We start from the raw sequence: 23,164 nt of genomic DNA, 5'->3' as shown, positions 1-23,164 counted from the left end.
GGCAGCGTCAGAGGTGTATAAAAGACAGGGGGGGGGGCGGCGGGCCGTGCGGGCCGGGGCCGAGCCGGAGCGGGTATTCGCTTTGGCGCATGCGGTGGTGGGATCAGGCCTTTGGCTGGGAGTGGGAGACAATCTGGCCTCGGCGGCTGCATCAGGTTGCGGGCGGGGATGCCGAGGTGATCTGGCGCGGTGGCGGATCGTGGGGCGGGACGCGGTCGTCTTCCCGGAGGTGGTGGCTTCCGGTCAGGTGAGCATCTCTTCGACAGCCCGAATTCGGTGCTCGCGCAGGCTTTGCACGGCACGCCGGCACGGGGTCGGCACGCCGGGAAGACCTCACAACCTCAAACAGCCACCGGCCGGCCTCAGCGCATCAGCATCAGCTGTCTCTCGCACCGCTGTCCCCGAATCAGGGGATCGCAGCCGAATGACGCGCCTGGGCTGCTTGTCCACCGTCGGAGCGGTGTCAGCGCTGTGCGGCTGCCTTGCGGTACGCACGTCCGGCCAGCGGTACCAGCACGGCCAGCGACATCACGAGCACCGTCAGCGCCGTGGGGAGGGGGTGTTCCGCGGGGAACGCCCCGCTGGTCGGGCCGCGTTCGTTGCCGAACAGGTCCCGGCTCGCCGAGACGACCGCACTGACCGGGTTCCACTCGGCGAGGATGCGCACCCAGCCCGGCAGCCCGTCCAGGGGGATGAACGCGTTGGAGAGGAACGCGAGGGGCATCATGATCACGCCGGACACCGCGCTGACCGTCTCCACGTTGCGCAGCACCAGTCCCAGCAGGGCGCCGAGCCAGGACATCGCGAAGCCCATCAGGAGCAGCAGTCCGAAACCGGCCAGCGTCTGGAGCGGGCCGTTGTGCGCGCGCCAGCCGATGGCGTAGCCGACGAGTGTCATCACCACACAGCTCCAGGCGACGAGCACGCCGTCCGCGACGGTCCGGCCCACCAGGACGGATGAACCGGAGATGGGCAGGACTCGGAACCGGTCCACCAGGCCGTTGTTGAGATCGCTGACCACGCCGACGCCGGTGGTGGTCATGTTGGTGAGCATCACCTGCGCGAAGATGCCGGCCATGATGTATTCCTGGTAGCCGCCGGGGCCGGGTGCCTGCATGGCGCTGCCGAAGAGGTAGCCGAGGACGATGACGGATGCCACCGGCATCACGGTGACGCCGAGCAGGTGTTCCGGCATGCGGCGGATGTGCCGCATCCGGCGTCCGACGAGTGCGATCGAGTCGCTGAGTGCCTCGATCACGCCGGCTGCTTCTCCTCGGAGGCGGGGATGGCCCCGGTGGCCTTCGGTTCCTTGTGCGTGCTTTGCTGCCCTGTCAGGGCGAGGAACACGTCGTCGAGTGTCGATCTGCGCACGGCGAAGTCCTGCGGCTCGATCCCGAGCAGTTCGAGACCCTTCGCGGCCGCGGCGATCGTGCTCACGCCGTCGGTCAGCGGTATGGAGACGGTACGGGTTTCGGGATGCGTCACCGTGTCGCCGCAGGAGAGGGCGGACAGTGTCCGCTCCACGGTCGCCAGGTCGGTGTGGGAGGCGGCCGACACTTCCAGCCGCTCTCCTCCGAGCTTGCGCTTGAGCTGGTCGGGGGTGCCTTCCGCGATGACGGTGCCGCGGTCGATGACCGCGATGCGGTCGGCCAACTGGTCGGCCTCCTCCAGGTACTGGGTGGTCAGCAGCACGGTCACCCCTTCGGCCACCTGGTTGCGGATCATGTCCCAGAGCGTCCGCCGGCCGGTGAGGTCGAGGCCGGTGGTCGGCTCGTCGAGGAAGAGCACCTGGGGGCGGCCGACCAGGCTCGCGGCGAGGTCGAGGCGGCGGCGCATCCCGCCCGAGTAGGTTTTCGCCGGGCGGTCGGCCGCCGCCACGAGCCCGAACTGTTCAAGGAGTTCCTCGGCCCTTGCCTTCGCCCCGCGCCGCCCTTGGTGCAGCAGCACGCCGATCAGCCGGAGGTTTTCGCGTCCGGTGAGCCGTTCGTCGACGGACGCGTACTGGCCCGCCAGGCCGATGCTGGCGCGCACGTCGCGTGCCTGGGTGGCCAGGTCGTAGCCGGCCACGGTGGCACGCCCCTCGTCCGGCTCCAGGAGCGTGGTGAGAATCCGCACGGTGGTGGTCTTGCCCGCGCCGTTGGGGCCGAGGACGGCGAGGATCGTGCCCGCGGGTACGGCGAGGTCGACGCGGCTCAGCGCCTGGTGGTTGCCGTACCGCTTGCGAAGGCCCTCCGCCGAGATCGCGGTCTCCATCGCGGCTACTCCATTCCTCAGCTGATGCGGGTGTTCGGGGAGCGTGGTGGCCGCAGTCCCTCGTGTACGGGGGCTGCGGTGGGCTGCGGCGGTCTGGGACGTGCGTACGGGGTTCGGGCGGTGAGGGGCGGTTATGCCCGGGTCGTCGCGGAGTCCTGGCGCGCGAGGAGGAGAGAGGCGACGCCGGCGATGTCGCCGGCGTCGAGGAGGTCTTCCTCGGGTATTTCGACGCTGTAGCGCTGCTCGATGAGGACGGAGAACTCGAGCAGGACCAGGGAGTCGAGTTCGAGTTCCGTGAAGGGGGTGTTGGGGGTTACCTCTCCGCTGACCTCGAGTTTGTCGATGAGGAGGGTGACGAGCTGGTCCTTGAGGCTGTCGGCGGTCATGGTGGGGTTCCTTTCGCGTGAGGGCGGGTTGAGAGTCAGGCGAGGACGTCGGACACCGGGATCGGCGGCCAGGTCAGGGCGGCGGATCCCCAGCTGAGGCCCCCGCCGAAGGAGGTCATGAGGACGCGGTGTCCCGGGGCGAGGCGTCCGTCGGCTGCCGCGTCGGTCAGGGCCAGGGGGATGGAGGCGGCGGACGTGTTGCCTACGCGGTCGAGGTGGATGAGTACGCGGGAACGGTCGACCTCGAGGAGGTCGGCGACGGTGTGGAGGATCCGGACGTTGGCCTGGTGTCCCGCGACCCGGTCGATGTCGGAGGCGGACCAGTCGATCTTCTTGAGCAGCTGTGCCGAGGACTCTGCCATGCGGTGTACGGCGTGCGTGAAGATTTCCTTGCCGCGCATGGTGAGGTAGTCGTCCGCCTCGCCCGTGGTGTCCGGTTCGGAGCGTTGGCGTGAGCCTGCGCCGGGGACGAGGGCCAGGTCCTTGTGTGTGCCGTCGCCGCCGAGGTCGAAGCCGGCGAGCGCACCGGGCTCATCGGGGCGGCCGGCCCGCAGGAGCGCCGCGCCGGCGCCGTCGCCGAAGATGACCGCCGTGTTGCGGTCCTGCGGGTTGAGCCGGGTGGACCAGATGTCGGCGCCGATGACCAGGACGCGTTCGGCGATCCCCGCCGCGATGGCGCCGGCGGCGGAGGCGAGGGCGTAGACGAAGCCCGCGCAGGCGACGGAGATGTCGAACGCGGCGATCGGCCCCAGGCCGAGGCGTGCGGCGACGTCCGGGGCGGTGGCGGGCATGGGGTGGTCGGGGGTGCTGGTGGCCAGGATGAGCATGTCGACCCGGTTGTCGCCGGCTGAACGCAGGGCGCGTTGTGCCGCGGTCACCGCGAGGTCGCCCGTGGCGGTCTTGGGGTCGGCCCAGTGCCGCTGGGTGATGCCTGTGCGGGTGCGGATCCAGTGGTCGTCGGTGCCGAGCCGTTGTGACAGCTCTTCGTTGGTCACCACGCGCGGGGGCACCGTGGCGCCGAGGCCGGCCAGTACGGGGGTGCGGCTCATGCCGGACCCCGCCTTGTGGTGCGTCGCGCCTGGGTCAATGTCGCTCTCCTTGCGATGTCTGGGCGGTGGGTGCGTGAAGGGGCACCTGTCGGTCGTCTTGCGTCGGCGGTGTGTGCGGCTGCCGGTCGCCGTGAGGTGCGACGGCGTGGGTCGTCGATGCGTCGCGGGGGCGGGGGGTCTATCCGGTGAGGTGGTTCATGGCTTTCTCATAGGCGGTGGTGCCGGACAGGAGCAGGAAGCCCACCAGTGCCAACAGCCATGCCGTGTTCTCCCGTGCGTTGGCCCTGAGCCAGTGGTCGATACGGCGCAGAGCGGGCTGCACCGCCCGTCGGGAGACGAGCCGGCCGAGCGCCATCAGTCCTGCGGGGGCGATCATGACCAGGCAGTACAGGGCCAGCAGGGCGGCTTGCGCGAGCCACGGGAGGCCGGAGTCGCCGAGGGCGTCGATGGCGGCGAGATACGGGAACATCGTGACGATCTCCAGCGCGATGGCCATCATCGCCACGGCGGCCACGCCTCGGGCGGTGGCCGACGCGCCGACCGCCGACTCCCGCCACCGGGTGAAGCGCCCCTCCCCCGCCTTCTCACGTCGCACCAGGCCGTACCAGACCCCGGTGAGGATGAGCACCACGCCGCTTCCCGCCGTCACCATGTCACCGGCGGGCGAGTCCAGTGCCGAGCCCAAGGGCTCGCGTACGGCCGAGAGGGCGCTCAGCATCAGGAGGCCCAGCGCCAGGTAGCCGGCGGCGACGATCAGCAGATAGCCGAAGACGTTCGCCATGCGCAGCGCCCGCGGGGTCAGCAGGAACCAGACAGGTATGGCCAGGGTGGACACGCTCAGGGTGTCCATCAGGGCCAGGGGAATGATGTGTGCCAGTACACCCACTAGAAAACTCCGGGGAGCCAGCTGTCGCGGCGGCCGGAGGCGAAGGCGATGCCGGTGAGGACGCCGGCGCTGCCCGTGCGCAGATCGCTCGACAGCTTGAAGTTGCGTGAGCCCGGGAAGTGCAGTTCGCCCTCGCGTGGCCGGATCTCGTGCAGGCCCAGTTGCTGGGCGTGCCGGGCTGTCAACGCCCGGGCCTGCTCTTCGACGGTTCCGTTGCGGGCGAGTGTGGTCAGTGCGGCGATGAAGCCCGCACGCCCTCGGAACAGGCCGCTTTGCACCATGAGTTCAGGGCCGGTCGCCCGCACGAGATCCATCACTGTGGCCTGTGTGGAGGTCCAGTTCTCGTGACGGGTGAGTTCCGCCAGGACGAGCGCGGCACCGCAGGATCCTACTTCGACGTAGCCAAGGCTTCTGCGTCCGGCTTCGTTGAACTGCAGGGAGCCGTCCGCGCACCGGACGTACCCGGAGAGTTCGAGCTCCATCAAGTGCCGGGCGAGGTCGACCGCGGCGGTGTCTTCGGTGCGCAGTGCGTGGCGGTGGACGGCCAGGGCGATGCCCGCCACCCCGTGCATGAGGCCGAAGTGCGACACGTCCGGCTGTTCGCTCTTCACGAGGCGGTCGAGGTAGGCCCGTGCCCGCTGGGTGAGTTCGGCACCGAGCTGCTCGGCGAGCTCTTCCGGTACCAGCGGTTCGGGGCCCGATGCCATCTCGGAGGTGGCCAGGAAGATGCCGGCGAGGCCGCTGAAGAGGCTCAGTCCGATGCCGGAGCGGTCTTTCGCCAGGCTCGTCTCCGCCAGCCACTGGGCGTGGTCGTGGCGGCCGGCCTTCCACAGGGTGTAGGCGGCGCCCAGTTCGCTGTCGTACAGGCCGCGTTCAAGTCGGTGGGCCGATTCGCGGCCGCGGACGGCGATCCACTCGGTCACCTGCTCCGTGAGATCGGGTGCGTCCAGGCCCTGTGTGTCCAGCAGCGACCACAGTACTCCGGAGGCTCCTGTGGCCAGAGAGACCGGGGAGAGGGAGAACCCGGTGAAGTCCCCCCGGAAGAGACGGTCGGTCCGGTCGGGGTCCATGGTGGCCCGGAGCCCGGTGACGATCTGCGACGCCCAGGTCTGGAATCCGAGCGAGTCGTCGAGGTGACTGGAGGCGAGGCTCACCGGGCCGTCGAGTGCGGTGTCCGGGCGGCGGGCCACGCGCAGCACTCGGTTCGCCCACTCCTGGGGCAGGTCGTACCACGTCCGGCAGGCGTCGACGATCTGACGCAGCTTGGTCCCGTCCATCCGGATCAGATGGGTGAGAGGCATGTAGCAGGAGAGTTCCAGCATGCACAGGGCGTACTCGTCCGCGGCTCGCCCGGTCCTGGTCGGGTCGGTGAAGCCGGGCGCGCCGGGGAACGGGCGGGGCGCGTCCTGCGGGAGGCAGGTTTCCAGGTCGATGAGTTTGATGTCGAGGTCGGGGGTGACCATCACGTTCCCGGAGTGGAGGTCTCCGAAGACGTAGCCGCGGTCCCAGATCGCGTCCATCGCGCGGCGGACCTTTTCCAGGATGAGGTGGACGTCTTCGCGGTAGACCCTGATGTCCTGGGGTGTCGGCGGCTCGAAGGGGTCGGGGCGGACGAGGAAGGGAACCCTGGCGGCGCACCATTCCTGGAGGGTGGTCCCGTCGATGTATTCCATCGCGGTGAAGACGTGCGACTGCCAGCTGAACTGGTCGTAGGCCTCGGGGATGCCCGGCAGTGCGGAGAGGGTCCGCATCGCCTGGTACTCGTTGACGGCCCGGGTGATCGAGTCGCCGCCCACCAGGTCGTAGCCGGCGAAGGGCCGGGCCTCCTTGAGCACCAGTTGCCGGCCGGTGTTGTGGTCGGTGGCGAGGTAGACGCCGCCGCTGTTGGAGAAGTGGAGCGTCTTGTCGATGCGGTACGGCGGAACCGGCCCGTCCGCGGTGGGCGCCGCCGGCTTGAACGCGTCCGGGATGTTCACGAACGAGGGGGCCGTGAACGGCACGGACCGGCGGTCGGGGACGAGATGACCGTCAGGGTGCTCCAGGGCGAGGATCGGTTTGCCCTCGCCGGTGCGGCAGTACCGGCGGGTGTAGGCGCCGTACCGGACGTGGACCACGCTGCGGTCGACCTGGAGATCGGACAGGATGCGCGGGCCCTGCGCGTCGGCGAGCAGGCCGACGAGCTCGCCGCTGAGGGTGACGGACTGTTCCTCGGTGGCCGGGTAGAGGACGAATCCCTTGCCGCTGACCTGCCGGGGCGCGTACTTGGCGTTGATCAGCCAGGCGTACTCGTAGCGGGCCAGGAACTTGAAGGGGACGCCGCGCGCGAAGCAGAACGCCGAGACCTTCTCCCGGAGAGCCTCGAAGGTGTCGGGCGTGACGGCGATGTGAATCTTCCACCCCTGGCCGGTGACGGGTTCGCCGCCGGGCCGGCAGACGGTCCAGATGCCGTGCTGGGCGTACTGCCATCCGTCGGCGTGCGTGACCGGTACCAGCCCACGCCGTATCGCCTGGAACCTGGGGTCGGCGGGGTCGGCCTTCCAGCGGGCGATCTCGTCGTACGAGTCGGGGTCGGCGAAGGTGTAGAAGAAGTGGTCCATGCCCGGCCTCTTTACGCGTTCACGGGTGCGGTTGCGGTGGTGGTGGTGGTCTCGGTGTCCGGCGTCATGGTGGTGGCCGCCTCGAGGGTGGCGATCACGTCCCACAGGGGAGCGGTCACCTCGGTATCGGCGCCCGTGGAACGGCTCGTGCCCTTGCGGGGGGCGACGAGGTGGTAGTTGGGGACGTCGGTGAGGCGGGCCAGCACGTCGGCGATGATCGGGTTGCCTGCGACCCCCGGCGGGAAGGACGGGGCGATCACCACGGGAGCACTGGTGCCGAGCGCGGCGAGGAAGAAGGGCGAGGTGCCCGATCCCGATGCCAGCCCCGACAGGAACGCGACGCTCGCGGGGAAGACGATGATGCCGTCGTAGTCGGCCGCGATCCTGGTGTGTACCGGCTCCCGCCGGCCGTTCGCTGTGTCCCAGGTGTTGGAGACGACCGGAGTCTGCGTCATCGTGGCGAGGGCCGAGGCGCTCACGAAGTGCTCCGCGGTGTCGGTCAGCCCCACCGTCACCTTGTAGTGGGGGCGGTTCGCCGACAGCCAGTTGAGCCAGAACGGCAGGTGTGCGGTGGAGAGGGTGCCGGTGGCGACGAGGAACAGGTTGGCCTGTCGCGCCTTTGCCGCGTCGCTCTGGTCGAGCCGGGGCATCGATTTCACGTTCCGTCCCTTGCTTGCGTTGCTGCGGTCAGTCGTCGCGCGAGTCCCGGCGCCGTTTGCCGTCCTCGTCCCACCGGCGGTCGTCGTCCCACCGGCGGTTGTCGTCCCGCCTCCGGTCTTCGTCCCGCCTCCGGTCTTCCGAGGACTTGAGGCCCAAGTCGCTGCGCAATTCCTCAACAAGTCCCCGAGGCTTGGTGCGTCGATAACTTTCCGCGAATTCAAGCCCTCCGAAGAGGACCAGCGCAATACCGAACGGCCTGCCATCGAACCAGATGAATTCGGTGTCCGGGAAGGCGGCGATGAGTACCACGCCCACGGCGATCAGGGCGATCCCGAAAATCCTCTTCAAACTTGTCGGCACGATCAATCGACCTTTCTCTGCCCGTGGCAACCGAGGGCCAGTCTCAACCAGGCTGCGTTGCTTGTGAGTTGACGGCCGGAATTTTACATGCCGCAGATGGGCCGCGTAGAGCGAGACTGAAAATCGCCTGCCTGAGGAGGCCGAAATCTTGCGATACCAGGTAATGCCCGCCGGGTATAAAGCTTACGTCGACGTCCTCGCCGAGCTCCTTCCATCCGGCGAATGCGTCCCTGGGGACCAGAGGATCGCAATCGCCGGCGAAGACTCTGACCGGCACGGACAGTGGGCGTTCCTGCGGGTGATGGCGGTATTCGGCGCACATGCGCGTGTCATCCCGCAGCAGGCCGAGAAAGGGCCGAATCCAGGCCGGGTGCTGGACCAGCCAGTCGGGGATGCCCCCCATGGACCGCAGTCGGGCCAGCAGTGTGTCTTCGTCGTCCTGGGCCGTGAAGCCGCCCCACGGCATGTGGGGCGCCCCGAACGCGGCAACGGCCAGGGCTTTGGGCCGCCGCCCGCCACGCTGCTCGAAGTGCCGGGTGAGGAGGTAGGCGAGGAGTGCGCCCATGCTCTTTCCGAACAGCACGAAATCGTCGTTGGTGTGCGGCTCCAGTTCGGCGGCGAGCGCCGGGATCAGTTCCTCGGTGCTGCGATGAAGTCTGCGGCCCGAGTTCTGACGGACCGGAAGGGTGAGGGGCACGACGTCCAGGCCGGCCGGCGCGTGCTGGACCCACGGGCGGAACACGGAGGCGCTTCCGCCGGCGTGGTGAAGGCACACCAGTTTGGTCACCGCGCACCTCCCGCGCTGCTGACCATGTCGAGCAGGCGATCCGACAGGGCGACGACGGTCGGGTTGTCGAACACGATCGACGGTGGCACTTTGCATTCGAGGGTCCGCTGGATGCGGCTTCTCAGTTCGATGGCCCTGAGCGAATCCAGGCCGCGGGCGAAAAGGTCATGCTCGTCCGTCAGACCGCCACTGCTGTCCCCCAGCACGCGCTCCACCTGTTCCCGTACGAGGGAGAGCAGCAGGGCCCGGCGGGTTTCCGGCGAAGACCCCTCGAGTGCAGCCCGCACGCCTTCCTCGCCGTCGGCCCGCCTGCCGCCCGGCATGCCGGCCAGCAGGCCACGCAGCGCGGGTGCGTTGCGGTCCTCGAACCGGTTCCAGTCGGCCGGCAGGACGGCGACGACGGGATCGGGGCTCTCGCCGCAGAGCAGTCTCTGCAAGGCGGCCAGGCCGTCGGGGGTCGGGATGACATGTTCGCCCTTGGAGGCGAGGACAGCGTTCAGGCCCGCCCGCGCGCTCATGCCCGTCTCCCCCCATGATCCCCACTGGATGGCAAGTGCGGGCAGTCCCAGGCCACGCCGGTGGGAGGCCAGGCCGTCGAGGAACGCGTTCGCCGCCGCGTAGGTGGACTGCCCCGGTGTGCCGAGCAGCGACGACGCCGAGGAGAACAGGACGAAGAAGTCCAGCGGCCGGGCGGCCGTCAGGGTGTGCAGGTGCCACGCCCCGCGCGCCTTGGGCGCCATGACCTGGGCGAGCCGCTGCGGTGACTGCAACAGCAGGACCCCGTCGTCCAGGACGCCGGCCAGGTGCAGCACTCCGGCCAGCGGGGGGAACGCCGGGTCGGCGTCGAGGCGCGCGAAGACCCCGGACAGTGCGTCGTGGTCCGCGACGTCGCAGCTGAACGCCGCCACGGTGGCGCCGTCGGCGCGCAGTCGCTCGATCAGGTGGCGCGCGGCCTTGTCCGCAGGGGTCCGGCCGAGCAGCACGAGATGGCGCGCTCCGGCCTCGTACAGCATCCGTGCCGCCTCCAGACCGAGCCCGCCGAGTCCGCCGGTGATCAGGTAGGTGGCGTCGGGGCGTACCGGGTGCGCGGTGGGCTTCGCGGCATCCGGCGGGTCGGCCGGCTCGGCGCGGCTGAGGACTTCCACGTGCCGGCGGTGGTTCTCGTAGCCGACCCGGTGCTGCTCGGGCTGCTGGGCCGTGCCGCTGAGCAGGGCGAGTTCCGCGTACAGCAGGGCGGCTTGGCTCCGGGTGTCGGTGCGGGGATCGAGGTCTATCTGGGTGATGCACAGCTCCGGGTGTTCGCCGGCGGTCACCCGCCCCATGCCCCACAGCGCCGTTCCCGCAGGCCAGGTGACGGGGCGTGCGGCCACGGGCTGGGCGCCGGTGGTGACCAGGCACAGCCGGGGCGCGGCCGCGTCGAGCAGGGCGAGTCGCTGGGTGAGGCGGAGCATGCGGCTGCCTTCCGCGACGGCCTGGGCGCCGGCATCGTCCGTGGCTTCAGGGCCGCTGCGGCACACGGCGACCAGGTTGTACGGTGCGAGGTCCACGTCCTCTCCGTGGCCGTCGACGACCTCGCAGGTGACTGCGTGGACGCGGGCGAAGTCGGCGACCTCTCTTCCCAGCCGGCCGTCGCCGATCACCAGCCACCGGTGGGTCGGGACGGAGGCCGGCTCCGGCAGGGCGGTGGGGGTCCATCGGGTCGAATAGAGCCATTGCTTCCAGCTCTCGCGTCGTGCCGGGATCATCGCCTGGCGCGCGGCGCGTTTGAGCAGGATGCCGTCCAGGGCCAGGATCGGCGTGCCGTCCGGCGCGATCAGGTCGATGTCGGCACGCAGTACGTCCGGGTCCTGTTCGTCGGTGGGGCGCAGCCGTGCGTGGCACCAGGCCTCGGTCCCCGCGGTGATGCTCTCGATGCGGATGCGGTCCGCGCCGAGCGGTACGTACGTCCTGCGGCCCAGCTTCTCCGGGTAGGTCACCGTCAGTGCGAGGAAGCACGCCTCGATGAGGACGGGGTGAGCCCGGTGGGCAGACGCCTCAGAGCGCAGTTGCGGGCCGAGGCGTACCTTCGACAGGGCCTGGGGGCCGTGCTGCCAGAGCTGTTCGGTGACTTGGAACAGCGGCCCGAGGTCGATCTGCCGTTCGCGCTCGCGCTGGTAGATCTCCTGTGGCCGCAGCTCGTGGCCCTCCAGTGCGTCGCGTTCCGCGTTCAGGCGTGCGGGTCCGTACGGGCGAGTGGTGCCGGGGGCTGCTGCCGCCAGGCTGCCGGAGGCGTGCAGGGTCCAGCTGCGGTGGGCGCGGTGGGTTTCCTCGCCCGTGGCCAGGGGGCGGGAGTGGACCTCGAAGGTGTAGGCCCCCTCCCCCTCGGGCTTGAGGGCGATCTGGGTCTGACGCGGGGTGTTCTCGTCCGGGAAGGACATGGCGTGGTGGATGTGGAAGTCCCGCAGTTCGGCGGGTGCCGGCCCGAAGACCTCTGCGGCCGCGGCGAACGCCATCTCCATGTACGCGACGCCGGGCAGTACCAGGGAGTCGAAGACCCGGTGGTCGCGCAGCCACGGCAGGGTGCTCACGCCGGTGACGGAGTCGAAGCGGACGCCCCCCTCGTCGGCGAGGTCGAGCCGTCTTCCCAGGAGCGGGGTCGTGTGGTGCGGGGCGGCGATCGTTGTTGCCGGGCCGGGGGCGGCGATCCAGTACCGCTCGCGCTGCCACGGGTAGGTGGGGAGAGGCACGCGTCGCCGGGCCGGGTCTGCGGTGAGCGCGTGCCAGTCGAGGTCGATGCCGTTCTCGTAGAGGCGGCGGACCGCGTCGAGGAGCTGGGTCCACTGATGGTCCGGCCTCGTGCTGGGGACGAGAGCCGCACCGGGCTCGTCGAAGAGCTCTTCGGCGAGGGGCAGCAGTGTGGGTTTCGGGGCGATCTCCAGCAGGGTGCGGACACCGCGTGCGTGCAGGGTCGAGGCCGCGTCGTGGAAGCGCACGGGCCGGGTCGTCTGTTCGACCCAGTAGCTCCAGTGGGCGAGGTCCGAACCGGTGTCCTTGCCGGTCACCGTGGAGATGATGGCCGTGCGGGGCGCGTGGTAGGTGACGGCCCGGGCGGCGGCCTCGAACTCGGCGAGGATCGGTCGCATCAGGGGCGAGTGGCAGGCGACGGAGATCTCCAGCTTGCGGTGGCGGATGCCGCGGGCGGTCAACTGGGCGCAGATCTTCTCGATCTCGCCGGTGCGCCCCGAGATCACCGTGGAGGTGGAGCTGTTGACCGCGGCGATGGAGGTGTCCGGGCGCAGCAGCGGAAGGAGGGTCGCCTCGTCGGCGGCGACGGTGACCATCGTTCCCGCCTCGGTGCGGTCCCGCATGAGGCGGCTGCGGGTGTGCACCAGGGTCAGCGCGTCTTCCAGGGAGAACACGCCGGCGAGACATGCCGCGACGTACTCGCCGAGGCTGTGGCCGAGCATGACGTCGGGGCGTACGCCCCACGACTCCCACAGTTTCGCCAGGGCGTACTCGAAGGCGAACAGCGCGGGCTGGGCGTGGCTGGTCTCGTCGATGGGGGACGGCTCGTGCGGGGCGGGGAAGAGCACGGGCAGCAGGGGCAGGCCGAAGCGTGTTGCGAGCAGTTCGGCGCACCGGTCCACGGCGGCCTTGAAGACGGGCTGGCGCTGGTACAGCTCTCGGCCCATGTCCGCGTACTGGGATCCCTGGCCGGCGAACAGGAACGCGAGCCGGCCGCGAGCGGGGGCGGTGCCTGTGCCGGGCTGCGTCAGCAGTTTGTCCCGGGCTTCCTGGGCGGTGGCGGCGACCACGGCGCGGCGGTGGGGGAAGTGGCGGCGGCCGGCGCCGGCCGTGAAGCAGATGTCGGCGAAGCGGGTGGTGTCCGAGGCCGAACCGAGGAAGTCGGCGTAGCGGCGGGTGAGGTCGGCCAGGGCCTGTTCGGTGCGGGCGCTGAGTGCCAGGAGGTGGGTGTCCTGCTCCGCAGCGGGCCCGTGGGGCGGGTGCGGGGTGGTCGCTGTCCTGGGGGGGGCTTGCTGCAGCACCACATGGGCGTTGGTTCCGCCCACGCCGAGCGAGGTGACGCCGGCTGTGCGCGGCTGTCCGTCGGTGGTCCACGGTGTGGTGCCGGTGCTGACGCGGAAGGGGGAGCGGTCGAAGTCGATCTCGGGGTTGGGGGTGGAGAAGTGCAGGCTGGGCACCAGCGTGCCGCGCTCGACGCACAGCGCCGTCTTGATGAGGCCGGCGATTCCGGCTGCCTCGTCCAGGTGCCCGATGTTGCTCTTGACCGAGCCGATGGCGCAGGTGCCGGTGCCTTCGGGTCGGGATCCGAAGACTTCGGTGAGGGCGGTCAGTTCGATCGGGTCGCCCAGGGCGGTGCCGGTGCCGTGTGCCTCGATGTATCCCACGTCCAGGGGGTCGACGCCGGCGGCCGCCAGGGCTTCGTGGACGACGTCGGCTTGGCGCGCCGGGCTCGGTGCGGTGAAGCTGGCCTTTTCGGCGCCGTCGTTGTTGATGGCCGAGCCCTTGACGACGGCGATGATCCGGTCGTTGTCCTTGACCGCCTCGTCGAGCCGTTTCAGTACGACGATGCCGCAGCCGTTGCCGAAGAGGGTCCCGGTCGCGTCGGCGTCGAAGGTCCTCGTCCGGCCGTCGGCGGACATGATCATGCCCTCTTCGTAGAGGTGGCCGGCCTCCTGCGGCACCACGATGTGCACCCCGCCGGCCAGCGCGAGGTCGCTGTCGCCTTCGAGCAGGCTCCGGCAGGCCAGGTGGACGGCGACCAGGGAGGTCGAGCACGCCGTCTGGACGCCGACGCTCGGACCGCGCAGGTCCAGGGCGTAGGAGACTCTGGTGGCGAGGTAGCCGCCGTCGTTGCCGAGCTGGAGCTGGAACTGTTCCAGGTCGGACTCGGTCAGGGCCTTGGCCGGCCCGTAGCCGAAGTGCGGGAGCAGATTGTTGAGCAGGTACGTGCTCATGCCACCGCCGGCGAAGACGCCGACTCGTCCGTCGCGGTCGTCGCCCGGAGCGTGCCCGGCGTTCTCCAGTGCCTCCCAGGCGCACTCCAGGAAGAGCCGCTGCTGCGGGTCGAGGAGCTCGGCCTCCTTGGTCCCGATGCCGAAGAACGGCGCGTCGAACCGGTCGATGTCCGGCAGCACCGCGCCCGCCGGTACGAAGTCGGGGTGGGTGGCGATGCGCGGGTCGCGCTGTCCCTCGCCGGTGCCGGGCAGTTTGCCGGCCGATTCCACGCCCTGGAGGAGGTTGTTCCAGAAGGTGTCGATGTCGGGGGCGCCGGGGAAGCGTCCCGACATCCCGATGATCGCGACGTCCTCGGCGCCTTCGCGCGGGCGGCGGCGCCGGGGCGCGGGGGCGGTCCGTGGCGCGTCGTCACCCGGCGCGGCGTTGTTCTGGTCGAGGTGGGCGGCGTAGGCCCTGATCGTCGGATGGCGCAGCAGGTCCGTCATCGCCACGTCGCGGCCCAGTGTGCGCACGAGTTCGGCCCGTACCGCGACCAGCATCAGGGATGTGCCGCCGAGGTCGAAGAACCGGTCGTCGACGGATATGTCGTCAAGGCGCAGCACGGTGCGCCACGCATCGGTGAGGAGCCGCTCGGTGTCGGTGCGGGCCGCGGTCGTCGCCCGGGTCGACAGCCGCTGGAAGGTGGCGGGCGGCAGCAGCCGCGCGCGGTCGGTCTTGCCACTCGTGGTGAGGGGCAGTGCGGACAGCAGGCTGTACGCGTCGGGGAGCATGAGCGGGGGCAGTTTCGGGACGAGGAACGCGTGCAGCACCTGTGCGGCGGTCTCGGGGTCGAGGGAGGGACCGGGGACGACATGGGCCACGAGGCGGCGGTGGCCGTCGATCTCGTGGGCGACGGCCACCGCCTCCTCGACACCGGGGTGCTCCAGCAGCAGCGTCTCGATTTCGCCGGTCTCGACGCGTACGCCGTGGGTTTTGATCTGCGTGTCGATCCGGCCGAGATGTTCGATCGTGCCGTCGGGCAGGCGACGGCCCAGATCCCCGGTCCGGTAGAGCCGGCCGTCGCCGAACGGATTGCCGACGAATTTGTGGGCGGTCAGATCGGGCCTGTTGAGGTAGCCCGGCGACACCCCGGCGCCCGCGACACACAGTTCGCCCTCCGCGCCTTCGGGCACCTGCTGGAGGTTCTGGTCGAGGATGTGGACCTGCACTCCGTCGATGGGCCGCCCGATCGGGGCGGTGGCGGGCCAGTTGCCGGGATCGCCGTCCAGTGTGTGGGAGGTGGCGTCCTGGAACTCCGTCGCACCGTAGTGGTTGTGCAGACGCGCGCCGGTGCGGGAGAAGAATCCTCGGACGTGGGGGCCGATGCGCAGCTGCTCGCCGGTGGTGACGACCTCGCGCAGGTGGAGCCCGTGCGGTGCCTGCGCGGCCGCACGGGCGAGGTGTTCCAGCAGGGTGACCGGCAGGAAGAGGCGCTCGATGCGCTCCGTGCGGAGGAAGGCGACGAGGGCGAACGGGTTGCGCCGCACCTCGTCGTCGGCGACGACGAGCGTGCCGCCGAAGCAGAGGGTGGAGAAGATCTCGTGGAAGGAGAAGTCGAAGCTCACGGCGCACAGTTGAGCGGTGCGCCTGCCGCAGCTGTCCGGGCGGGTGCGGTGGTGCCAGTGCAGGAGGTTGAGCAGGGCCGCGTGGGTCATCACGGCGCCCTTGGGTACTCCGGTCGACCCGGAAGTGAAGATCGCGTAGGCGGGTGCGTCGAGGAGGTGCGCTCCGGTGTCGTCCCCTCCAGGTTTGCCGGCCGTGCGGGCCCTGCCCGGTAGCGGCCGGCAGTCCTCGTCGAGGGCGAGGACCGCCGTGGACAGGCCGGAGGGCAGGGCGGTGCGGTCGGTGACGACCAGGGAGATACCGGCCGTGTCGAGCACGTGGCGGGTGCGCTCGGCCGGATCAGCCAGATCGATCGGCACATAGGCCGCGCCTGCCCGCATGATGCCGAGCATGGCCGCCATGGCGTGTGGGCCGCGTGCCATGCGTACCCCGATGAAGTCGCCGTGCCGTACGCCTGCCTGCCGGAGCGCGGCGGTCACGCGCTGCGTCATCTCGTCGAGCCGGCGGTAGCTGATCTCGCGGCTGCCGTGGACCACTGCGATGGTGTCGGCGTGCGGGCCGTGGGCGTGCCGTGCGACCAGGTGGTGCACTGCGGTCGCCGGTTCCTCGAAAGGGTGGTTCGCCATGGTTCCTCTTCGTGTTCGACTCGCGCCCTGGTGCGTACGCCTGGTGGTTTCAGCTCACGGGCTGGTACGAGAGGGAGGGGAAGTAGTCCTCCTTGGCTCCGTCCCGGCGGATGTCCCAGGTGGCGCAGTGCAGGGAACCGCCGTACTCGAAGACATTGCGGAAGGGGACGGTGAGGACCTCGAAGCCGAGGCTGGAGAGGAGGTCCTGCAGGGGCTTCTCCTGCTCCTCGCAGATGACTTTGTCCGGGGAGAGGCTCAGCACGTTCATGGACAGCCATTTGGACGACTGGCAGTAGTCCGGCATGTCGTCGTTGGACAGCATCGGCTCGGGAGCCTCTATCAGCTTCCAGCCGTTCTCAGCGAACATGGGCAGTTCGTCGTCGCGAAGGGGCCGGTCCGGGTTGGTGAGGATCAGGCCGGGGCGCAGCGGGACGAAGGTGCAGTCGATGTGGGAGGGGAAGTAGTCCAGCGGGAAGTGGACCGGGTGGACCCGGAATCCCTTGGGCTCCAGGGTCCGCTTCAGCCAGCGGATTCCGGCCCGGTTGGTGGTCATGGACTCCTGCACCAGGATGTCGCGCCCCAGCCGGCTCATGTCCGCGGCGTCGAAGACGATCTCGTTCTGGGTGATGCAGAACTCCGATGCGTGCATCCGGGCGTGGCGCTCTTCGAGGGGCCATTGCCAGAAGTCCTGGCGGTACATGGCGTCGGCCATGGTCGGCTTGGGGGCGACGGTCCACGACACCCGCGCGTCCGCCTGCCAGTACTCGTACACGAGCTTGCGGTACGGCTCGTACTCGAAGTAGCGGGCCCGGCGCGACATGGGCGCTTCGACGATCTCGTTGCCCACCGTGATCATCACGTCACGCGGGCACACCGCGCAGTACTGGTTGTCGACGTCGAAGTGGGGGGTGCGCACCGGCTGGGAGAAGTCGTGCGCCGCGGGGCGGCGGACCGTGACCCCCTGGGTTTCCAGGAGAGCGGTCAGGCCGTTGAGTTCCGCTTCGGCCCGGGCCACGGCCTCGGCCGGTTTGGGGCCGGTGGGGAAGGGTGCTTGGGCCCGGCCGCGGATCTGTGGCCGGTTGCCGGGTTCCGTGGGTTCGAAGGCCGCGCCCGCCGCGGAGCCGACGACCATCTCGCGCAGCGTGTCCCACTCGTTCCACGCGTTCACCCTGGGGATGTCAGCGGTTGTCCGCATGAGCGTTCCTTTCTGTTTCAGTCCACGACGGGGAGGGGGGCGGCCAGGTGCCGGTGACCGGCCCGGCCGGTGAGCAGGTCGCGCACGCGGGGCACCAGGAACGACGTGGCCGGTCCGACCAGGTCCACGGCGGTGACCTGGTCCACGGCGCACAGGCCGTCGATCAGCAGGGGCAGGCTCGCCGTGTCGAACCACTGCTGCGTCAGCATGTCCCGGTATGCCTGCGGGGTGTCGTCCACCCGTTTGCCGGTGCGCGGGCAGATGACGGCCGCGGTCGCGGGCAGGAACTCGACGTCGGCCAGCGTGTCCTGCAGGACGGTCCGGCCGGGGGCGGCGTAGGGGCAGTGCTCGGCCCGTTCGAGGACGTCCAGGACAGCGACGCCGAGCCTGGTCAGGACACGTTGCACCGCTTTGGTGTCGGTGCTGGTGATGCTGATGGCGATCACGCCGGCCCCGAGGTCGACGGAGAGCCACGGCTGCGGGTCGCAGGCGCGAAGGGCGTCGACGAGCCGGTAGGCGTCCCCCTGCGAGGAGGGCAGCACGGTGAGGAACGTTCCGCTGCGGCGGGCCGTGTTGGCTTCGATCTGCCGGGAGTTGATCTCCCGGATCAGGTGAAAGCACGTCTCCTCGGTGATCGCACCGGCGAACAGCAGGGCGGTCAGACAGCCGGCGCTGAGCCCGCCGTACGCCCGCCAGGCGGCGGGTTCGTGCGCCAGGCGCCTGATGAGGCCGACGGCCAGCAGCGCCTCGTGCACCGTGGAGAGCAGCCCGGCGCTGCCCTCGGCCGGGTCGACCTCGGCCGGGTCGAACCGGCAGATCCGCGCGGCGCGTCGAAGGTGTTCGTCCGGGACCCGCAGGATCGACGTGAGTTCGGCCTCGGTCAGCGGGAGCAGCCCCGGTACGACGAGGGCTCGGTCAGAGGTCACCGGTGACGCCGCCCGTGACAGGAGTCAGTGCGCAGTGCGGATCGAGGAGCATCGACTTGACCACGAAGGCCGAGGGTTCCAGTACGACGTAGGTGTCCAACTGGAGGCCGGCCAGGTAGTGGATGATGCCGCGCCAGTCGAGGACCGTGGTGAACTGGTCGATCATGTGCCGGCGGATGGTCTCACCGCTGGTGTACGGGCGGCAGTCGTTGATGCTGACCAGGGGGAGGGAGGTGTTGCCGTAGGGGGCGTGGAACTCCCATGCGTCGGCGAAGCGCTTGCGGACGCTCTCCATCAGGGCGCAGTGCCCGGGGAAGCTGTGCGGAATCGGCCGGTAGAGGGCGCCCGCCTTCATCAGGGCGGGTTTCATCGCGTCGAGATCCGACAGGCGGCAGGCGCCGAGGAACTGGTTGCTCGACACCGTGGCGGCGAGGTGCAGCATCGTGTCCAGGCCCTGGGAGCGCAGTTCGTCGAAGACCGTGTCGGTGTCGCAGTTGTAGAAGAAGACGCTGACGTAGTCCGTCTGCGCGAAGACGTCGGTCTCGATGGAGGCCATCAGGTGGGACATGCGCACCATGTCCTCCAGGGACACCCAGCCGACGGCCGCGGCGGCCGAGAGGTAGCCCAGGCTCATGCCGGCCACGCAGACCGGCTGGATGTCCCGGGTGTGCAGGTCCTGCTGCCAGCCGGCGACTCCCATGAGGTTGATCAGCGGGCGCCGGAAGCGGGGGTCGTTGACCTCTTTTTCCGTGCCGTTCTTCAAGATCGCCCTGAAGTCCATCGCCAGGGTGTCGCTGGCCAGGTCCAGCAGGACGTCCATCGGCTTCGACAGACCGCGCCGGCGAAGCTCGTCGTCCACGTGCACCTGGGAGGGGAATATGTATGCGCCGGTCCTGCCGCTCACAGCGAGAAACCTCCATCGACGACGACCACTTCACCGTTCATGGCCGCGAAGTCGGCGCCGGCTACCTGCCGGATCACCGAGGCCACTTTCTGCGCCGGCACCGCGAGCTCCTGGGAGCCGGGGGCCGTCATGCCGTCCATCACGTGTGCGGGGACCAGGTCCAGCAGCCGGGTGTCGCGGATCGGTCCGGGAGAGACGGTGTTGAAGCGCACATCGGCCGCACCCCACTCACGGGCGAAGCCGCGCGTCATCGCCTCGATGGCCGCTTTGCCGGCGACGTACCCGAGCGCGCCCACGATGTAGCGCCGGGTGATGACCGACGAGACGTTCACGACGCTGCCGCCGCCGGTGCCGGCCATGGCCTGCGCGCTGATCGCGTTGACCTGGTAGGTGCCGAAGATGTTGGCGTCGATGATCGACTTGAACGTTTCGGCGTTGGCCACGGTCGCCACGGCCGCCTGGCCGGCCACGGCGCAGTTGACGACGACGTCGCACGGGGTGACCCGGGTGAGCAGCTTGCGGATCGAGGTGCCCCTGGGGTCCGGGTCGGGCAGGGTGAGCTGGTGGATCTCGGCCGTCCCGCCGCGTTCGGTGATCGCGGCGGCGGTCTCCCGCGCGGCGGCGCGCCGGCCGTGGTAGGTCAGGTGCACCGTTTTGGTGTGCGGTGCGAACTCGAGTGCCACCGCCTGGCCCAGGCCGCCGGTGCCGCCGATGACCAGAACGTTCTGGTAGCCCGGCGTGTGTGTGTCGCTCATCCCTTCCCTCCGCCCAGCTGGCCCGCGATCGCGCGCAGGTCGATGCGTTGAGCCAGGCTTTTGTTGAGCACGGCCAGACGTTGTCTGTCGGTGCGCCGCCCCACGCGGGGCTGGTAGTGGGGGTAGGGCGTGTAGAACTCCGCCCGGGTGAGTGACGACATCAGCGCCGGGACAGTGCCGTCAGGTGTCTGCAGGTAATCCCGGCACACCGCTTCGAACGACATGTCGTCGGCCAGCCCCAGTTTGACCGTGGCCTCGTTGTGGACTCCCGTCGTGAACTGGACGCGCTGGCAGTTCAGTACCTCGAAGAGATAGTCGATCAGGAGCATCGCCGCCTCCATGCCGATGCCGGTGCGCCACAGTTTCGCGTCACCGACGGCACCCCCGATCTCGTAGACCCCTTCGCTCAGCCGCCAGAAGTGAGCCAGGCCGATGACGTTGTGGTGGGAGTCCGCGATCAGGGCCCCCCGGTTGTGATCGCTCTCCAGGCAGGTGTACTGGGATTCACGGACCAGCCGGCTCGATGTCCCGCGCAGCAGCGTCTCGCATTCCGTTGCGCTGAGCCATTTCGCCACGGCTGCCAGGGAGTCCTTGGAGACGGGCAGGATGTGGCACAGCAGACCTTTCACGAGACGGCCGCTATCCGTTGTGGAGCTGGTCGTGGATACCGCGCAGCGTGGTGAAGTTCTCGACCTTGAGGTCGTACACCTTGTCGCCGAAGGGCTGCAGGAGAGCCGAGGCGAATCGCATGGTGTCCATCGATTCGAGACCGTACTTGCTGCCCGCGCCGAAGACGACGGCGTCATCGTCCGGAACCTCGCCGCTGAACTTGTCTGCGAACAGGTCCATGAACACTTTGCGCAGCTCGTCCACGGGTCACTCCTCCGTTGTGATGTCGTGCGGCAGTTGGAAACACATCGAGCCCCACAGGAACCCGGCTCCGATGGCTCCGAGGACGATCACGTCGCCGGCCTTGGCCCGCCCGTCGGCCGCCAGGCGCCACAGTGCGGTCATCGCCGATGCCGCACCGGTGTTGCCGAGGACGTCGGCGGTGATGGGTACCTTCTCGGGGGCCACGCCCATGGTGCGGGCGATGTAGCGCAGGAGCCGGACGTTGGCCTGGTGGAGGGCGAACCCGCTGACCTGACCCGCCTCGACACCGGCGGCCGCCAGCGTCTCGCTGACGGACTTGGGCAGGCGGGTGGTGGCTTCCTGCCACACCACGCGGCCGTCCATCTGCAGATAGGGGTCGGCCGGCTCATGGCCGGGCGTGTTGCGCGCGTGGTTCAGCAGGCTCGGGCCGGCCAGCGCGACGGCCGGCGAGTAGGCGTGGCCCAGGTCGTAGGCGAGGAGACCACCCGGGTCTGGTGTCCTGGTGAGCACCGTGGCTCCCGCCGCGTCGCCGAAGAAGATGCGCACGGTGCGGTCGTGCGGGTCGGGGAGCCGAGAGGCGCCCTCGGCGCAGAGCACCAGAGCGTTGCCAAGGCCCGGCTCCTGGAGCATGCAGGCAGCGGTGTGCAGGGCGTAGACGATCGAGGCGCAGGCGTGCTGGGCCAGATCCAGGATGCGGGGCGTTTCGATGCCGAGCCGCTCCGCGACGGTGACCCCCAGGGACGGCACGATCCATTCGGGCGAGCTGCTCGTGACGATGAGCACGTCGATGTCGCGCGCTTCGATGCCCGCCAGGCGCACGGCTTTCTCGGCGGCCTGGACCGCCAGATCGGTCACCGTCTCGTCGGCGGCGAGGAAACGCCGCTCGCGGATTCCGGTCTTCTCCTCGATCCACTCCGCAGTGGTGTCCAGCGTCTCGCACAGTTCGGCGTTCGAAACCACCCTGTCGGGCAGGGCCAGCCCCACGCTTCGCAGGCTGACCGGGGCCAGTTCCCAGGTGGGCACAGTTGTCCCCTTTCACATTGGTTGACCGGAAGGAAATGGGTCGGGGAGTTGGCGGGCCGGCTGCCCGAGAATGCTTCTCCTGGGGCAGCCGGCCCGCACTAACCGTTTCAGCAACCGTCGCTGTTGGTGCTGACGGGCAGCTCAACGCCGTCGGCGATGATCTCGGTGCCCTGCAGGTCGATCACGTTGGTGAGGTCCATGGTTTTTCCTCCTCTCACAAAGGTAGACACGGGTGGGAACATCACCGTTACCGGCGATGGCTCATGGGGTGACGCGAGGATCTGCGTTCACGCGCTCCACGACATACCGTCGTGTGCGGTGGTCAGATCCTCCAGCGTCTTCTTCCGCAGCGCGGCGAGAAGTTCCTGACGGTCGCCCGGCTGCCGCCGGTTCCGAACGCGGAACGCTGCGAGGTTCGCACAGCACATTACTGCCGGCCAGTATTCCCCGTCGATGAAGAAGCGGTTCCGCAGAACACCTTCGGCCTCGAAGCAGTCGCGTTCCGTGAGGTATTCGACGAGCACTTCACTGTAGGTGGGAACGAGTAGTTCCACACGCTTCACCTCGGACGAGCGGGTCAGCAGGGAAACCGCTTCCCGAACGGCATCATCCACCAGCTGGAGTGTCCATGCCTGGTCGTCGCTGGAGGAAACACTCAGCTGGAAGAAACCAGGGGTCTGGCCTGCCCGCCAACTGATCGCCCCCACCGTACGGCCAGACTTGCGGACCACGAGGTGAGACTTCCGTTCGTCCCTCACGATGCGCTGGCGCTGTGCGGCAGTCCGCCAGACCGGCCCGTCCGTCGAAACGTAGGAGAACAGCTGGGAGAGTGCTTCGTCAAGAAGTCTCTCATCGCTTTCGGTGAGCACCGGAATGAACTCGGCGTCCACTTCTTGTTGATGACTCACTTCGCCCCCCGGCAGTTTCTCTTGCGCTTGTCTTCGGCGCTGCTCTCGAATTCGTCATGAACCTATGGTGGTTCGGATGAACCGTCAACGTCCGGCGAATTCAACTCACCCGCAGCACGTCGGCGCAGTCGTTGACGGAATCCGCCCGCCGCTGGAGTTCCTCCGCGCACTGGGCCCATACCGCGAGGTTGGCGCGGATCAGCGCTGCCGCCGCCGAGGCGCAGTGCGCGGGAACGTTCTCGGTGATCCCCTCCAGATGGTCGGGGTGCTGGCTGAGCCAGCGCAGCAGGCTGCGCCCGCTCTCGTTGAACCGCAGCGAGGGGTCGTTGCGCAGCCGCTGCAGAAGGACCGCCCGCTCGAGCGGCGCGGGGTGCGGCGCGGACCCGGCGGCACCGGCACCGGGGCCGCGCCGCAC

At 69.4% G+C, this 23,164-nt stretch carries 18 protein-coding genes and 1 pseudogene; all 19 read right to left on the bottom strand.

The genetic code is table 11. The annotated features are described in order from the left end of the window. Positions 1-463: 463 nt before the first annotated feature. Entirely contained in the window at positions 464-1,258 is a 795-nt protein-coding gene (locus E2E34_RS13535; protein WP_138902156.1) for an ABC transporter permease, read from the bottom strand. Continuing rightward, positions 1,255-2,253 (bottom strand): ATP-binding cassette domain-containing protein, encoded by a 999-nt coding sequence (locus E2E34_RS13530; RefSeq protein WP_138902155.1) that lies wholly within the window; start codon positions 2,251-2,253, stop codon positions 1,255-1,257. The genes E2E34_RS13535 and E2E34_RS13530 overlap by 4 nt, the downstream gene beginning before the upstream one ends. A 131-nt stretch (positions 2,254-2,384) precedes the next feature. Then, positions 2,385-2,639, bottom strand: coding sequence for an acyl carrier protein (locus tag E2E34_RS13525; protein ID WP_138902154.1), 255 nt, complete (start codon positions 2,637-2,639; stop codon positions 2,385-2,387). A 35-nt stretch (positions 2,640-2,674) separates the two neighbouring features. Next, positions 2,675-3,688, bottom strand: coding sequence for a beta-ketoacyl-ACP synthase III (locus tag E2E34_RS13520; RefSeq protein WP_138902153.1), 1,014 nt, complete (start codon positions 3,686-3,688; stop codon positions 2,675-2,677). A 178-nt stretch (positions 3,689-3,866) separates the two neighbouring features. Next, a complete protein-coding gene (locus E2E34_RS13515; protein WP_138902152.1) occupies positions 3,867-4,574 on the bottom strand; it encodes a GAP family protein in 708 nt (235 codons plus the stop codon). Continuing rightward, positions 4,574-7,171, bottom strand: coding sequence for a class III lanthionine synthetase LanKC (gene lanKC, locus E2E34_RS13510; protein WP_138902151.1), 2,598 nt, complete (start codon positions 7,169-7,171; stop codon positions 4,574-4,576). Before lanKC ends, E2E34_RS13515 begins: the two co-directional genes overlap by 1 nt. 11 nt (positions 7,172-7,182) lie before the next feature. After that, the gene (locus E2E34_RS13505; RefSeq protein ID WP_244315720.1) at positions 7,183-7,821 is read right to left on the bottom strand and encodes a flavoprotein; all 639 of its coding nucleotides are present in this window, start codon (positions 7,819-7,821) and stop codon (positions 7,183-7,185) included. Positions 7,822-7,858: 37 nt separating this feature from the next. Beyond that, positions 7,859-8,197 carry a hypothetical protein gene (locus E2E34_RS13500; RefSeq protein WP_208765232.1) on the bottom strand — a complete coding sequence of 113 codons (339 nt, stop codon included), beginning with the start codon at positions 8,195-8,197 and terminating at the stop codon, positions 7,859-7,861. Positions 8,198-8,234: 37 nt separating this feature from the next. Continuing rightward, positions 8,235-8,978 carry a thioesterase II family protein gene (locus tag E2E34_RS13495; RefSeq protein WP_167518283.1) on the bottom strand — a complete coding sequence of 248 codons (744 nt, stop codon included), beginning with the start codon at positions 8,976-8,978 and terminating at the stop codon, positions 8,235-8,237. Further along, a complete protein-coding gene (locus tag E2E34_RS13490; protein ID WP_138902148.1) occupies positions 8,975-16,165 on the bottom strand; it encodes a type I polyketide synthase in 7,191 nt (2,396 codons plus the stop codon). The genes E2E34_RS13495 and E2E34_RS13490 overlap by 4 nt, the downstream gene beginning before the upstream one ends. Positions 16,166-16,214: 49 nt before the next feature. Next, positions 16,215-17,360 carry a glycine amidinotransferase gene (locus tag E2E34_RS13485; RefSeq protein ID WP_138902147.1) on the bottom strand — a complete coding sequence of 382 codons (1,146 nt, stop codon included), beginning with the start codon at positions 17,358-17,360 and terminating at the stop codon, positions 16,215-16,217. A 17-nt stretch (positions 17,361-17,377) separates the two neighbouring features. Then, entirely contained in the window at positions 17,378-18,286 is a 909-nt protein-coding gene (locus E2E34_RS13480; protein WP_138902146.1) for a hypothetical protein, read from the bottom strand. Continuing rightward, on the bottom strand, positions 18,276-19,145 hold the full coding sequence (locus tag E2E34_RS13475; protein WP_208765231.1) for an ACP S-malonyltransferase: 870 nt from the start codon (positions 19,143-19,145) through the stop codon (positions 18,276-18,278). The genes E2E34_RS13480 and E2E34_RS13475 overlap by 11 nt, the downstream gene beginning before the upstream one ends. Positions 19,146-19,186: 41 nt before the next feature. Further along, a complete protein-coding gene (locus E2E34_RS13470; RefSeq protein ID WP_138902144.1) occupies positions 19,187-19,945 on the bottom strand; it encodes an SDR family NAD(P)-dependent oxidoreductase in 759 nt (252 codons plus the stop codon). Beyond that, on the bottom strand, positions 19,942-20,574 hold the full coding sequence (locus E2E34_RS13465) for a GNAT family N-acetyltransferase (protein ID WP_208765230.1): 633 nt from the start codon (positions 20,572-20,574) through the stop codon (positions 19,942-19,944). The genes E2E34_RS13470 and E2E34_RS13465 overlap by 4 nt, the downstream gene beginning before the upstream one ends. A gap of 10 nt (positions 20,575-20,584) precedes the next feature. Then, a complete protein-coding gene (locus E2E34_RS35925; protein WP_208765229.1) occupies positions 20,585-20,818 on the bottom strand; it encodes a hypothetical protein in 234 nt (77 codons plus the stop codon). A 3-nt stretch (positions 20,819-20,821) separates the two neighbouring features. After that, entirely contained in the window at positions 20,822-21,841 is a 1,020-nt protein-coding gene (locus E2E34_RS13460; protein ID WP_138902142.1) for a 3-oxoacyl-ACP synthase III family protein, read from the bottom strand. Positions 21,842-22,128: 287 nt separating this feature from the next. After that, positions 22,129-22,731: a hypothetical protein gene (locus tag E2E34_RS13455; protein WP_138902141.1), complete on the bottom strand. Its 603-nt coding sequence runs from the start codon at positions 22,729-22,731 to the stop codon at positions 22,129-22,131. A 118-nt stretch (positions 22,732-22,849) separates the two neighbouring features. After that, positions 22,850-23,164 (bottom strand): annotated as a pseudogene (locus tag E2E34_RS35430) (hypothetical protein); the annotation flags it as partial.

It is taken from the genome of Streptomyces albidochromogenes, from assembly GCF_005981925.1.
Classification (GTDB): Bacteria; Actinomycetota; Actinomycetes; order Streptomycetales; family Streptomycetaceae; genus Streptomyces; species Streptomyces albidochromogenes.
The sequence above is the reverse complement of the archived record's forward strand: the minus strand, read 5'-3'. Positions and strand labels throughout refer to the sequence as shown.